This window comes from Actinokineospora pegani, from assembly GCF_009745975.1.
In the GTDB taxonomy this organism is placed as follows: Bacteria; Actinomycetota; Actinomycetes; order Mycobacteriales; family Pseudonocardiaceae; genus Actinokineospora; species Actinokineospora pegani.
Genome location: NZ_WHOL01000120.1, coordinates 12,444 through 26,176 on the forward strand (window position 1 = coordinate 12,444; position 13,733 = coordinate 26,176).

The following is a 13,733-nucleotide window of genomic DNA, read 5'->3' on the forward strand; positions in this document are numbered from 1 at the left end:
CGCCCGCGTCGCTGGCGTTCGACCCTGGTCGCTGGGCGTCCGACCCGGGTCGCTGGGGCCGCGCCGGGTCGCTGGGGGCAGCGGGATCGCGGCGCCGGGGCGTTGCTTGGGCGGACCCGTGCCTTGTCTTGCCCTCACCTCCGACGGCGCGGTCGACTTCGCGGGCGTCGCATTCGTAGCTCGCATCGGTGCTCTCGCCGTGGCGCGGGGCGATTCGCGATCGCGTGCGTGATCGCCGAATGGTGTGGTCGCGTGGCTATTCGGTGTGTTTTACAGGCTGAGACAGAAGCGGGTTGGTCAGCACTCGATGACGTTGAGGGCCAGGCCGCCTCGGGAGGTCTCCTTGTATTTGGTGTGCATGTCGGCGCCGGTTTGGCGCATGGTTTTGATGACCTTGTCCAGGTGGACGATGTGGGTGCCGTCGCCGCGGAGGGAGAGGCGGGAGGCGTTGATGGCCTTGGCGGAGGCCACGGCGTTGCGCTCGATGCAGGGGATTTGGACCAGGCCGCCGACGGGGTCGCAGGTGAGGCCCAGGTGGTGTTCCAAGCCGATCTCGGCGGCGTTCTCGACTTGGGCGGGGGTGCCGCCCAGGACCGCGGTGAGGGCGGCGGCGGCCATGGCGCAGGCGGAGCCGACCTCGCCCTGGCAGCCCACTTCGGCGCCGGAGATGGAGCCGGTTTCCTTGAGCACCACGCCGATGGCGGCGGCGGTGAGGAGGAAGTCGACCACGCCGTTGGAGGTGGCTGTGGGGATGAAGCGGGTGTAGTAGTGCAGGACGGCGGGGATGATGCCCGCGGCGCCGTTGGTGGGGGCGGTGACGACGCGGCCGCCGGAGGCGTTCTCCTCGTTGACGGCCAAGGCGTAGAGGGTGACCCAGTCCAGGACGTAGAGGGGGTCGTCGAGGCCGTCCTCGGCGAGGAGTTTGTCGTGCAGCGCCTTGGCGCGGCGGGGGACCTTGAGGCCGCCGGGCAGCACACCGTCGCGGACGATGCCCGCGGCGACGCAGGCGCGCATGACCTGCCAGATGTCGAGCAGCCCGGTGCGGACCTCGGCCTCGGTGCGCCAGACGAGTTCGTTGGCGAGCATGACCTGGGCGATGCTCAGGCCGGTGTCGGCGCAGTGCGCCAGGAGTTCGGCGGCGGTGCGGAACGGGTGCGGGACCGGGGTGGTGTCGGCGGAGATGACCGGGCCGTCGGCTGCGGTCTCGTCGAGGACGAAGCCGCCGCCGACGGAGTAGTAGGTCCGCTCGGCGACGGTCTGCCCGGTCGCGTCGAACGCGGTGAAGCGCATGCCGTTGGGGTGCAGCGGGAGTGCTTTGCGCCGGTGCAGGACCAGGTCGGTGTCGGCGAAGGCGATCTCGTGGGTGCCCAGCAGCCGGAGCCTGCCCGCCTGCTTGACGGCGGCGACGCGCTCGGGGACGGTGTCGGTGTCGACGTCCTCGGGGCGTTCGCCCGCCAAGCCGAGCAGGACGGCCCGGTCGCTGCCGTGGCCGTGGCCGGTGGCGCCCAGGGAACCGAACAACTGGGCTCTCACCCGCGCCACCCGGGGCAGGTCGCCAGCGGCACGGAGTCCGTCGGCGAACATCAGCGCGGCGCGCATCGGACCGACGGTGTGCGAACTCGACGGTCCGATGCCGACGCTGAACAGGTCGAAGGCGCTGATCGCCATGGCTGCCTCCTCGGCGGCTCACGACGGGCGGACCGGGTCTCGGTCCGCCCGCACTCGTCCGGCTCGGGTGGAGCCGGACTGGTCTCCAGGATCGTCCTGCGGCGCGAGTGGCGCTCACGGGACGGTGTGCGGGGTTGCCGTGCGGCCGGCCAAGTCCGGAAGCCGCACGATGCGGGTCAGGGCGCTCGGGTCGCGCCGGTGTCCAGGATCGCCCCGCGATGCGGTGGCGTTCGCGGGGCGGTGTGCGGGTCTCTGCGCGGCCGGTCCAGATTGGAGGCCGCACCGTGCGGGTCAAGGCGCTCGGGTGGCGCCGGTGTCCGGGATCGTCCCGCGGTACGGGTGGTGCTCGCGGGACGGTGTGCGAGGTCTGCGTGCGGCCGAGCCAGGTCTGGAAGCCGCTCGATGCGGGTCGGGGCGCTCGGGGCCGCTCTGTGGCACGAGTAGCGCTCACGGGACTGTGTGCGGGGTCGGCGTGCGGCCGAGCCAGGGTCGGAGGCCGCACGATGCGGGTCAGGGCGCTCGCGCAGCGCCGGGGGCAGGGATCGTCCTGCGGCGCGGGTCGCGCTCACGGGACGGCGTGCGAGGTTCATGCGACCGGTCCAGGTTCGAGCGGCTCGGGGCGCTCGGGTGGCGCCGGTGTCCAGGATCGTCCTGCGGTACGGGTGGTGTTCGCGGGGCGGTGTGCGGGGTCTGAGCGGCCGGGCTGGGTTGGGGGCCGCTTGGTGCGGGTCGGAGTGCTCGCGCAGCGCCGGTATTCAAGATTGCCCCGCAGCGCGAGTCGCGCTCACGGGACGACGTGCGAGGTTCGTACGACCAGTCCAGGTCCGGAAGCCGCACAATTCGGGTCAAGGCACTCGCACAGCGCCGGTATTCAAGATTGCCCCGCAGCGCGAGTCGCGCTCACGGGACGACGTGCGAGGTTCGTACGACCAGTCCAGGTCCGGAAGCCGCACAATTCGGGTCAAGGCACTCGCGCAGCGCCGGTGTTCAGGATCGTCCTGCGGCGCGAGTGGCGTTCGCGGGGCGGTGTGCGGGTCTGCTTGACCGGTCTGGATTGGGGGCCGCTTGGTGTTCGGGTGGTGTTGGAGCACCGTCGCGCGGTTTGGTGGGGGGGCGCGCACGGTGTGGGGTCGAGGGGTGGCGGGGCGGGCGCGGTGGGGTCGCCCGCCCCGGTCGGTCAGCCCAGGGTGGGGTAGAGCGGGCGGCGCTTGGCCAGTAGGTCGACGCGGGCCTTGAGGGGGGCGGGGTCGGTGGCCGGGTTGAGGGCCTGGGCGATGATCTCGGCGACCTCGGTGAAGTCGTCGGTGTCGAAGCCTCGGGTGGCCAGGGCGGGGGTGCCGATGCGGAGGCCGGAGGTGACCATCGGGGGGCGGGGGTCGAACGGCACGGCGTTGCGGTTGACGGTGATGCCGATGGAGTGCAGGCGGTCCTCGGCCTGCTGGCCGTCGAGGGTGGAGTCGACCAGGTCGACCAAGACCAGGTGGACGTCGGTGCCGCCGGAGGCGACCTTGACGCCGACGGCGGCGCAGTCGGGCTGTGCGAGTCGGTCGGCGAGGATGCGGGCGCCGTCGAGGACGCGGCGCTGGCGTTCGGCGAACTCCTCGGTGGCGGCGATCTTGAACGCGACGGCCTTGGCGGCGATGACGTGCTCGAGGGGGCCGCCCTGCTGGCCGGGGAAGACCGCGGAGTTGACCTTCTTGGCCAGCTCCTGCTTGCAGAGCACGACGCCGCCGCGGGGGCCGCCGAGTGTCTTGTGCGTGGTGGTGGTGACCAGGTCGGCGTGCGGGACCGGGTTGGGGTGCAGGCCCGCGGCGACCAGGCCCGCGAAGTGCGCCATGTCGACCATGAGCTTGGCGCCCACGGCGTCGGCGATGCGGCGGAACTCGGCGAAGTCGAGCTGGCGGGGGTAGGCCGACCAGCCCGCGATGATCAGGGCGGGCTTGTGCTCGTGGGCGAGGCGCTCGACCTCGGCCATGTCGACCAGGCCGGTCTCGCGGTCGACGTGGTAGGCGGCGACCTTGTACAGCTTGCCGGAGAAGTTGATCTTCATGCCGTGCGTGAGGTGTCCGCCGTGGGCCAGGTCGAGGCCGAGGATGGTGTCCCCCGGCTTGATCACGGCGACCATGGCGGCGGCGTTGGCGCTGGCGCCCGAGTGCGGCTGGACGTTGGCGTGCTCGGCGCCGAAGAGCTCCTTGACCCGGTCGATGGCGAGCTGCTCGATGACGTCGACGTGCTCGCAGCCGCCGTAGTAGCGCTTGCCCGGGTAGCCCTCGGCATACTTGTTGGTCAGCACCGAGCCCTGGGCCTCGAGCACGCCCAGCGGGGCGAAGTTCTCCGAGGCGATCATCTCGAGGGTGTCCTGCTGGCGGCCGAGCTCGGCGGCGACCGCCGCGGCGACCTCGGGGTCGACCTGGGCCAGTGTCTGGTCGAACGTGCTCACGCGTCCCCCTCGGTGGTCAGCTTGGTGTAGTCGGTGGCGGAGAGCAGCTCGGGGGCGTCGCCCGCGAGGCGGATCCGCACCAGCCAGCCGTCGCCGTACGGGTCGTTGTTGACGTGCTCGGGGGCGTCGACGACGGCCTCGTTGACCTCGACGACCTCGCCCGCGACCGGCGCGAACAGCTCGCTGACGGACTTGGTCGACTCGATCTCGCCGAACGACTCGCCCTCGGTGGCGGTGGCGCCGACCTCGGGCAGTTGGACGTAGACCACGTCGCCGAGCTGCTCGGCGGCGTAGGCGGTGACCCCCACGGTGGCAACCCCGTCGGTGAGGTCGACCCATTCGTGTTCCTGGGTGTAGGCCAGGTTCTCCGGGATGCTGCTCATGTTGTTCGTTGATCTCCTGCTCAGGCGGGACGCTGGTAGAAGGGCAGTGCGACGACCTCGACCGGGACGGCCGTGCCGCGGATGTCCACCGACAGGGCGGTGCCGGGCGCGCTGACCGCCGTGGGGACGTAGGCCAGCGCGATCGGGTGGCCCAAGGTCGGCGACAGCGAGCCGCTGGTGACCGTACCGACCTCGGTCCCGTCCGCGGCGAGGACCGGGTAGCCGTGTCGCGGCGACCTGCGGCCCTCGGCGACCAGGCCGACCAGCACCTTCTCTGGCACGTCGGCGTCGCGGCGGCGTTCCAGGGCGGCCCGGCCGACGAAGTCGCCCTTGTCGAACTTCACAACGCGGCCCAGGGCCGCGTCGAACGGGGTGCGGGTGGCGTCCAGCTCGTTGCCGTAGAGCGGCATGCCCGCTTCCAGGCGCAGGGTGTCGCGGCAGGCCAGGCCGCAGGGGACGAGCCCGTGCGCGGCGCCCGCGTCGGTGAGCGCCCGCCAGACCTCGGGGGCGCGCTCCCCCGCGACGTAGAGCTCGAAGCCGTCCTCGCCGGTGTAGCCGGTGCGGGCGAGCAGGACGTCGACGCCCGCGGCGACGGCGGGGGCGCTGGCGTAGTACTTGAGCGCGCCGAGGTCGGCGTCGGTGACCTGGGCCAGGATGGCTGCCGAGCGCGGCCCCTGGACGGCGATGAGCGCGGTGGCCGCGGAGCGGTCGGCGACCTCGACGTCGAACCCGGCCGCCCGTTCGGCGAGGGCGTCGGCGACGGCCGCGGCGTTGGCGGCGTTGGCGACGACCATGTACTCGTCGTCGGCGAGCCGGTAGACGACGAGGTCGTCGAGGACGCCGCCGTCGCCGCCGCAGACCATGGTGTAGCGGGCGCGGCCGGGCTTGACCGCGGAGAGCTTGCCGACCAGGGCGTAGTCCAGGGTGGCGGCGGCGTCGGGGCCGGTCAGCACGATCTCACCCATGTGGCTCAGGTCGAACAGGCCCGCGGCCGTGCGCACTGCCTCGTGCTCGGCGAGCTGGCTGCCGTAGCGCAGGGGCATGGTCCAACCCGCGAAGTCGGTGAACGAGGCGCCGAGGGCCTCGTGGACCGCGTGCAGGGGGGATGGTGTGCTCATCGGTGTCCGTTCTCGTTCGTCCTGGTCTGACCGGCTGCGCCCAGGGTGGCACGGGGCGCCGCCGTTGGGCAGGGGGGTGGGCGCGCCTGTGGACAACTCGGGTGGCGGGTCCGGTTCGGACGACGCGGCGGGCGGCCGCGGGGGTTTCGGGGACAACTCGGGAGTTCCTCCGGCTCGGCGGTGTGGGAACTCCCCCTCTGTCATGGGACCTGAGAGCTTCACCGCCGCTGAGGGCGGTTTGCACCGTGGGTGAGGCGCGCGGGGGCGCCTGCTTTCCAGAGTGGCCTGACCGGGGCGGTAGGTCTACCTGAGAGATTGGCGGGGAGCTTGCTCCTTCGGTGCCCCAGCGCTGTCCTGGGGGCTCTCCCGTCCCGGTTCGTGATGGCCCGATGTTCACTTGTGCGTCCAACGTAACCGGCCGGTCCCCGATCAGTCCAGCGCGAAGCCGTAGGGCAGTTCCAGCCGGTGGGCGGCGAGCAGGTCGGTGTCGGCGAGCAGGTCGCGCGTGGGGCGGTCGGCGACGACGACGCCCTCGTCGACGAGCACCCCGCGCGGGCAGAGCTGCAACGCGTAGGGCAGGTCGTGGGTGACCATGAGCGTGGTGCGGCCGAGGCCGAGCAGGACCTCGGCGAGTTCGCGGCGGGCGACCGGCTCGAGGTTGGCCGATGGTTCGTCGAGCACCAGGACGTCCGGGTCGCAGGCCAGGACGGTGGCCAGCGCCACCCGTCGCCGCTGCCCGCCGGAGAGGTGGGCCGGGGACCGGTCGGCGTGCCCGGCCATGCCGACGGCGTCCAGCGCCCAGTCGACGCGGGCGGCGAGCTCGTCGCCGCGCAGGCCGAAGTTGGCCGGGCCGAAGGCGACGTCCTCGCCGACGGTGGGCATGAACAGCTGGTCGTCGGGGTCCTGGAAGACGAGGCCGACCCGGCGGCGCACCTCGCGCAGCGTGGTCTTGCCGACCTCGATGCCGTTGACCACGACCCGGCCCGCGCCCGCGGTGTGCACGCCGTTGAGGTGCAGGGCGAGGGTGGTCTTGCCCGCGCCGTTGGGTCCCAGGACCGCGACCCGCTCCCCCGGTTCGACGCGCAGGTCGATGCCGAAGAGGGCTTGGTGGCCGTCGGGGTAGGCGTAGGCGAGGCCTTCGACGAGCAGCGCGGGCGGTGTCACGGCCACAGTGTGGTCCCCGCGACCGCGAGTCCGGCGAGGAGGGCGGGGGCGAGTCCGGCGACCCACGCGCGGGTCGGGGCGGGGGTCCCGGTCTCGGGCATCCGGCCGGTCCACCCGCGCGAGACCATCGCCAGGTGCACGCGTTCGCCGCGTTCGTAGGAGCGGATGAACAGGGTGCCCACGGAACGGGCGGTGGCGCCTGCCTGCCAGAGGAAGCGGGGGTTGTGGCCGCGGCAGACGCGGGCCAGCCGCATGCGCTGGGCCTCGGCGGCGATGACCTCCAGGTAGCGCAGCATGAGCGTGGCGATGGTGATGACCATGGACGGCACGCGCAGCCGTTGCAGTCCCACGAGCAGGTCTCGCGGGGAGGTGGTCGCGGCGAGGGTCAGCGAGGTGAGCACGCCCAGGGTGCCTTTGGCGAGGATGTTCCACCCCACCAGCAGCCCTGTCTGGGACAGGCTGACGCCCAGCACGTCCACCGCCGGGCCGCCCGAGAGGAACGGCAGCAGCAGCGCGAGCACGACGAAGGGGGCTTCGATGAGGGCGCGCGCGGCCAGCCACCCCGGTGGGACGCGCGCGATCACCCACACTCCCGCGAGGAGGGCCAGGTGGACGCCGAACGCCCAGAACGCGGTCCGCGGGGTGGTGACGACGCACAGCACGAACGCCAGCGCGGCGACGACCTTGACCTGCGGGGCGAGCCGGTGCACGGGGGTGTCGCCGGGCCGGTGCAGCAGGTGCGCGTGCCCCACGGCCTAGTTCTTGCTGGGGCGCTTGCGGAGCACCCAGAACAGGCCGAACGCCACGGCCAGGGTCGCGATGACGCCGACGACCCCCGCGAGACCGGACAGCCCCTCGTCACCGCCGACGGTGTAGTCGGCGAAGGGGCCTTCGGACAGGGGGTGGTCCTGGGCGTTCTGGGCGATGCACGAGCCCTGCAACTCCTCGCCCGCCTCGGTCTCGGCAACGGTGCAGCCTTGCAGCGTGGCGTGGTCGAGGCCGTCGGGGTTGGAGTCGGCGAAGTAGGACACGCCGCCCGCGAGGACGAGGGCGACGAGCAGGAACGCCGCGAGGAAGCCCAGGTTGCGCTTGGTGGTCGTGGTCATGCCGCCGCCTTCCCGCGCAGCTCCAGCGGCTTGGCCGTGCCGCGCAACAGGTAGACCAGGTCGGGACGGGCCGCGGCGACGGCGCCGACGGTCAGGGCGGTGATGACGCCCTCGCCGATGCCGATGAGCACGTGCACGCCGAGGACCGTGGCCGCGACGGTGCCCAGGCTGAACGCCGCGTCGCCGCCGATGGCGAACTCGATGACGAAGCCGAGCGCGGCCACGACCGTGTTGACCAGGGCCGCGATGAACGAGACCGCGACCAGCCCGGCCTTGCCGCGCGCGGCGAGCCGCTTGAGCGCCAGCGCCACGCCGAACCCGGCGGCGGTGCCGATCAGGGCCATGTTGGTGATGTTCGCGCCCAGCGCCGTCAGGCCGCCGTCGGAGAACAGGAGCGCCTGCACGACGAGCACGATGGACACGCACAGCGCGCCCACCCAGGGGCCGACGAGGATGGCGGCGAGCGCGCCGCCGAGCAGGTGCCCGGAGACCCCGGCCAGGACGGGGAAGTTGAGCATCTGGGTGGCGAAGACGAACGCGGCGACCAGCCCGGCCATGGGCGCGGCGCGGTCGTCGAGGTCGGCTCTGGCCTTCACGGCGGCGATCGCGACCCCGATGACGGCGACGCCGAGGAACAGCACCGTCGTCGGGGTGTTCAGCAGACCATCGCTCATGTGCATGGCGACCGGGGCGGTCATGGCACCTCCGAGCAGGGCGGATCGGAACCAGGTGAGCCTATTGCGCAATCGGTTTTAACGCCATCGGGTGGCAACTGCACACAGAGTGCGACCAGTCACGGCTGGTTCAGCGTGCTCGGGTGCCCGGCGCGGCGGCTTCGGGTGTCGCCGAGTCGAGCTGTTCGGGGCCGGTGGCCGGTGGGTGCTCGCCGCGCGATGGTCACGAACGAAGCACGCCCCGATCGGGTGATGAGCAAATCGGCGATCGGATACTACAGTCCGTGCTCGTGCTGTCACAAGAATCCGTGGACGCCTTGCGCCACGAGGGCGACCCGCTCGCCGACGCCGTGATCGAGGACCTGGTGTCCTCCGGGGCGATCGGCGAGGTCAACGCGGTGCTGACGGAGTTCCGCGGCAACGCCCAGCCGATCCCCGAGAACCTGCCCGCGCGCGTGCGCCAGTACTTGATCGACACTGACGTGCCCCCCGCCTGGATGGACCCTGAACGGGTGGCTGGGGCGCGGGAGTTCTTCGTCGACGACGGCGCGCACGTGGCGTCGGTGCTGTCCTACGGGTCGATGGTCGAGTGCTACGCCCAGGTGGTCCCGGCGAAGGTCCTCACCGCCACCCACCGCCTCAACCAGCCGCACCGGCGCCTGGCCGAGACCTCGCAGTTCGTGCTGAACATGATGGCCGACGACCCGTTCGGCGACCGCGGCGCGTTCGTGCCGACCATCCAGAAGACCCGGCTCATCCACGCGGCCGTGCGCCACCTGGTCACCGGGTCGCCGGACTGGGACCCGGCGGACGGGGTGCCGGTGTGCCAGCGCGACCTGCTGGGCGCGCTGCTGATCTTCTCGGTGCGGGTCGTGCACGGGATGCGCCGCATCGGTGTGTCGGTCACCGACGCGGAGGCCGAGGACTACTGGCACGTGTGGCGGGTCGCCGGGGCGATGCTGGGCATCCGCGAGGACGTGCTCCCGTGGTCGTTCGCCGAGGCCGACGCGCTGAACCGCGCGATGCTCGACCCGTACTTCGCGCCGTCGCCGGAGGGCACGGCGCTGACCGGGGAGATCTTGGCCCTGTACCAGGACTTCGTGCCGGGGAAGGTGTTCGACGGGGTGGTGCCCGCGATGGTCCGGCAGACGATCGGGCACGAGGTCGCCGACATGGTGGGGGTGCCGCGGTCGCCGGGGTGGGGGCGCGTGGTCGGCGGCGGGGCGCGGGTGATGCGGGCGTTGGAACGGGTTGAGGACAACAACAAGGCCGCGCGGGTCGTGCTGGACAAGGCGGGTGGGCTGTTGGTGAAGGTGAGCGCGCGGGTGCTGACGGGTGGCCGGTCCGCGCCGTTGGACATCCCCGCGGGGCTGCGGGGCTGTCCGATGAGCTGAGCCCGCGCGGGGCTTGCCCGCCCCGTCCGGTGCGGTGGTCGTCGGACCGGACGGTGCGGAGCGGGCCTAGAAGCGGATGAGGGTGCGCCCGCCCTTGCCCTGGCGCATGTCCTCGAAGGCGGCCTCGACGCCGGTGAGGTCGGTGGTGTTGGTGACCAGGGCGGAGACGTCGAGCTTGCCCTCGGCGGCCAGGGCGAGCAGGCGGGGGACGTCGACGTCGGGGTCGGTGGAGCCGAAGAGGCAGCCGGTGAGGGTGCGGCCCTGCCAGTAGAGCTCCAGGGCGCTGAACTCGACCATGGCCTTGGCGCTGCCCACGCCCACCACGACGACGTGGCCGCCGCGGCGGCTGGCGGACCAGGCGGCGCGGATGGTGGCGGGGATGCCGACGCACTCGAAGGCGACGTCGGCGCCGCGGCCGCCGGTGAGCTTGCGGATGGCCTTGGTGGTCGTGTCGTCGGAGACGAGGAAGTGGGTGGCGCCCTGGGCGCGGGCCAGCTCCTCCTTCTCCGCGTGCACGTCGACGGCGATGATCGGGGAGGCCCCGGCGATGCGCGCGGCCTGCAGCACCGACAGGCCGATGCCGCCGACGCCGACCACCAGGACGGCCTGGCCCGGCTGGACCTTGGCGGTGTTGAACACCGCGCCGACGCCGGTCAGCACCGCGCAGCCGAGCACGGCGGCCTGCTCCAGCGGGACGTCCGCGGGGATCGGGACCGCGCCGTTCTCCGGGACGATGGTCTCCTCGGCGAACGCGCCCGCGCCCAGGCCGGGGTAGAGGTCGGTGCCGTCGGCGAGCGTGCCGTGCGGGACGCCTGCGGCGTCGGAGTTGTGCGCGCACAGCCAGGGCTCGCCGTTGTCGCAGAACCAGCACTCCCGGCACGGCGGCGCCCAGTTGAGCAGCACGTGGTCGCCGACCGCGACCTTGGTGACCCCCTCGCCGATGGCCGTGACCACCCCGGCGCCCTCGTGGCCCAGCACCGCGGGCACCGGCTGGCGCAGCGTGCCGTTCGACAGCGACAGGTCCGAGTGGCACACCCCCGCCGCCGCGACCCGCACCCGCACCCGGCCGGGGCCGGGCTCCGGCAGGACGATGTCGACGACCTCCATCGGCTTGCCCTGCTCGGACAGAACGGCTGCCCTGACCATGTCACTCCTCGGTGTCGCGCGGGCCTGTGGACAACCTCGGTCCGGGCCCGGCTCGGTGTCGGTGGCCTGCGATAACGTTGAAATCAGGGGTCCCCTTCGCGGCCTGTGGACAACGGGGCGCGGCGGGGCGGTGCTGGTCGTACTCTGGCGGGTTGGCGGTGCGGCGGGGGTAAGGCAGGCGCCGCCGCCCGCCGAGTCGGGGACGGTGCCGGGTGGGCGGTGGGGCTCAGCCGAGCGTGCCGGAGACGCTGGCGTGGCCCTTGAGGATGTTGCGGGCGATGGTGCGGCGCTGGATCTCGTCGGTGCCCTCGTAGATGCGCAGCAGCCGCAGCTCGCGGTACCAGCGCTCGACGGGCAGCTCCCGCGTGTACCCCATGCCGCCGTGGATCTGCAGCACCCGGTCGACGATCTCGTTGGCCTTGACGCCGCCGTAGAGCTTGGCGATCGACTGCCAGTGGCGGGAGTCCTGGCCCTGGTCGACGACCCAGGCGGCGTGCAGGACCAGCCAGCGCAGGGCCTCGATCTCCACCGCGGAGTCGGCGATCATCCACTGGATGGCCTGGCGGTTGGCGATGGGCTCGCCGAAGGTGACCCGGGTGTTGGCCTGCTCGACGGCCATCTCGATGAGGCGTTCGCAGGCGCCGAGGGCGCGGGCGGGGAGCATGTAGCGGCCGCGGCCGATCCACTTCATGGCCAGGCCGAAGCCGTTGCCGACCTCGCCGAGGATGTTCTCCTTCGGGACGCGGACGTCCTCGAAGACCAGGGCGGCGGGGCCCCACTCCCCCATGGTGTCGATGTACTCGCTGCGCCAACCCTGGTCGCGGTCGACGAGGAAGCAAGTGACCGACTGGTCAGTATGCCTTTTGCTGTGCTTGTCCTTGTCGGTCACCGCGAAGACCATCGTGAAGTCGGCCTCGTTGCCGCCGGTGATGAAGGTCTTCTCACCGTTGATGATCCAGTCGGTGCCGTCCTGGCGGGCGGAGGTGCGGATGTTGCGCGCGTCGGACCCGGCGCCGGGCTCGGTGATGGCGAAGCAGGACTTGCGCTCGCCGGACAGCGTCGGGAGCAGGTAGCGCTGCTTCTGCTCGTCGTTGGCGTAGTAGAGGATGTTGTCGGCGTGGCCGCCGAAGCGGAACTGCACGAAGGAGCGGCCCAGCTCGGCCTCCAGCAGCGCCGACATCACCGCGCCCAACCCCATGCCGCCGTAGTCCTCCGGCGTCTGCACGCCCCAGAACCCGGACGCCTTCGCCTTGTCCTGCAGCTCCTTGAGCACGTCGGCGGTGAGGCCGGGCTGGTTGGCCCGCTCGCGGCGCAGGACCTCCTGCTCCAGCGGGATGATCTCCTTGCGGACGAAGGTGCGGACCCAGTCGCGGACCTGCTTCTCCTCGTCGCTGAGCGAGAAATCAACCATGACGTCCCCTCCTCTTGCTCTAGGCCGAACCTGTCACACAAAGGCGTTGATGCCGGTCAGCGCGCGACCGATCAGCAGCTTCTGGATCTGGGTGGTGCCCTCGTAGAGGGTCATCACGCGGGCGTCGCGCAGGTACTTCGCGACCGGGTACTCGTCGAGGTAGCCGTAGCCGCCGAAGACCTGGATGGCCAGGTTGGCCGCGGCGACGGCGTTCTCGCTGGCGTGCAGCTTGGCCATCGACGCGGCGGTGCCGAACGGCAGGCCGCGCTCGATCAGGTCGGCCACCCGCCACACCAGCAGCCGGGCGGCCTCGGTGTTGACCGCCATGTCGGCGAGCATCTCCTGCACGAGCTGGTACGAGGCGATGGGCTTGCCGAACTGCAGGCGCTCCTTGGCGTACTGCACGCTGGCCTGCAACGCGCCGTTGGCCAGGCCGACGCAGCCCGCGGCGACCGACATGCGGCCCTTGTCCAGCGCGCTCATCGCGATCTTGAAGCCGACGCCCTCGTCGCCGAGGCGGGCCGAGGCGGGCACGCGCACGCCGTCGAGGACCAGCTCGCCGGTCGACTGGCCGCGCAGGCCGAGCTTGCCCTTGATCTCGCGGTGCTCGAAGCCGGGGGCGTCGGTGGGCACCAGGAAGGCGCTGACGCCCTTGGGGCCGGGGCCGCCGGTGCGGGCGAAGACCAGGGACACGTCGGCCCAAGTGCCGTTGGTGATGAACATCTTCGAGCCGGTGATGACGTAGTCGTCGCCCTCGCGCACCGCCCGGGTGGACAGGTTGGCCGCGTCGGAGCCGGTGTCGGGCTCGGTGAGGCCGAAGCAGGCCAGCGACTCGCCGGAGCAGATACGCGGCAGCCAGTGCCGCTTCTGCTCCTCGCTGCCCCACTTGTGGATGGACTTGCCGACCAGGCCGAGCGAGACGCTGACGATGCCGCGGATGGCCGAGTCGCCGCGGCCGAGCTCCTCCATCATCAGGCAGTAGCTGAGGTTGTCGCCGCCGGAGCCGCCGTACTCCTCGGGGATGGTCATACCGAGGAAGCCGACCGCGCCCAGCTTGGCCACGATCCCCCGGTCGACCTGCTCGCGGCGGTCCCACTCCCGCGAGTTCGGCACCACCTCGCGGTCGATGAAGTCCCGGGCGAGGTCCCAGAGCGCCTGCTGCTCGTCGGAGAGGGACAGGTCCACGGCGTCTCCCGTCAGCAAACCATACAGTGTTAGGTATTCTCAGG

The 13,733-nt window shown here is 72.0% G+C and carries 12 protein-coding genes and 2 riboswitches; of the genes, 1 reads left to right on the forward strand and 11 read right to left on the reverse strand.

Features of this window, described 5'->3' with window-relative positions; all coding sequences use genetic code 11:
• Positions 1-297: 297 nt before the first annotated feature.
• From GCL84_RS25885 to GCL84_RS25920, 8 genes are all read right to left on the reverse strand, one after another.
• A complete protein-coding gene (locus GCL84_RS25885) occupies positions 298-1,668 on the reverse strand; it encodes an L-serine ammonia-lyase (protein WP_156758174.1) in 1,371 nt (456 codons plus the stop codon).
• A gap of 1,177 nt (positions 1,669-2,845) precedes the next feature.
• Positions 2,846-4,108: a serine hydroxymethyltransferase gene (gene glyA / locus GCL84_RS25890; protein WP_156758175.1), complete on the reverse strand. Its 1,263-nt coding sequence runs from the start codon at positions 4,106-4,108 to the stop codon at positions 2,846-2,848.
• Complete coding sequence (gene gcvH, locus GCL84_RS25895; protein WP_156758176.1) at positions 4,105-4,491, reverse strand: glycine cleavage system protein GcvH; 387 nt, start codon at positions 4,489-4,491, stop codon at positions 4,105-4,107. The genes glyA and gcvH overlap by 4 nt, the downstream gene beginning before the upstream one ends.
• 20 nt (positions 4,492-4,511) lie before the next feature.
• Entirely contained in the window at positions 4,512-5,609 is a 1,098-nt protein-coding gene (gcvT, locus tag GCL84_RS25900) for a glycine cleavage system aminomethyltransferase GcvT (protein ID WP_156758177.1), read from the reverse strand.
• 187 nt (positions 5,610-5,796) lie between these two features.
• Positions 5,797-5,894: riboswitch (glycine riboswitch) on the reverse strand.
• A riboswitch (glycine riboswitch) is annotated at positions 5,895-5,988 on the reverse strand.
• 50 nt (positions 5,989-6,038) lie between these two features.
• Entirely contained in the window at positions 6,039-6,773 is a 735-nt protein-coding gene (locus tag GCL84_RS25905) for an energy-coupling factor ABC transporter ATP-binding protein (RefSeq protein ID WP_235926725.1), read from the reverse strand.
• Positions 6,770-7,525 carry a cobalt ECF transporter T component CbiQ gene (gene cbiQ / locus GCL84_RS25910; RefSeq protein WP_156758179.1) on the reverse strand — a complete coding sequence of 252 codons (756 nt, stop codon included), beginning with the start codon at positions 7,523-7,525 and terminating at the stop codon, positions 6,770-6,772. Before cbiQ ends, GCL84_RS25905 begins: the two co-directional genes overlap by 4 nt.
• A 3-nt stretch (positions 7,526-7,528) precedes the next feature.
• Positions 7,529-7,879, reverse strand: coding sequence for a PDGLE domain-containing protein (locus GCL84_RS25915; RefSeq protein ID WP_156758180.1), 351 nt, complete (start codon positions 7,877-7,879; stop codon positions 7,529-7,531).
• Positions 7,876-8,577 carry an energy-coupling factor ABC transporter permease gene (locus tag GCL84_RS25920; protein WP_156758181.1) on the reverse strand — a complete coding sequence of 234 codons (702 nt, stop codon included), beginning with the start codon at positions 8,575-8,577 and terminating at the stop codon, positions 7,876-7,878. Before GCL84_RS25920 ends, GCL84_RS25915 begins: the two co-directional genes overlap by 4 nt.
• Positions 8,578-8,843: 266 nt before the next feature.
• On the opposite strand from GCL84_RS25920, the gene GCL84_RS25925 reads away from it, so the two are divergent.
• Complete coding sequence (locus tag GCL84_RS25925; protein WP_235926726.1) at positions 8,844-9,947, forward strand: oxygenase MpaB family protein; 1,104 nt, start codon at positions 8,844-8,846, stop codon at positions 9,945-9,947.
• 66 nt (positions 9,948-10,013) lie between these two features.
• Here the strand turns inward: GCL84_RS25925 and GCL84_RS25930 are convergent, their stop codons facing one another.
• From GCL84_RS25930 to GCL84_RS25940, 3 genes are all read right to left on the reverse strand, one after another.
• Positions 10,014-11,093, reverse strand: a complete 1,080-nt coding sequence (locus GCL84_RS25930; RefSeq protein WP_156758182.1) for a zinc-binding dehydrogenase — start codon at positions 11,091-11,093, stop codon at positions 10,014-10,016.
• Between the two features lie 226 nt (positions 11,094-11,319).
• Positions 11,320-12,504 (reverse strand): acyl-CoA dehydrogenase family protein, encoded by a 1,185-nt coding sequence (locus tag GCL84_RS25935; RefSeq protein ID WP_156758183.1) that lies wholly within the window; start codon positions 12,502-12,504, stop codon positions 11,320-11,322.
• A 33-nt stretch (positions 12,505-12,537) separates the two neighbouring features.
• Positions 12,538-13,689 (reverse strand): acyl-CoA dehydrogenase family protein, encoded by a 1,152-nt coding sequence (locus GCL84_RS25940; RefSeq protein WP_156758214.1) that lies wholly within the window; start codon positions 13,687-13,689, stop codon positions 12,538-12,540.
• Positions 13,690-13,733: the final 44 nt, after the last annotated feature.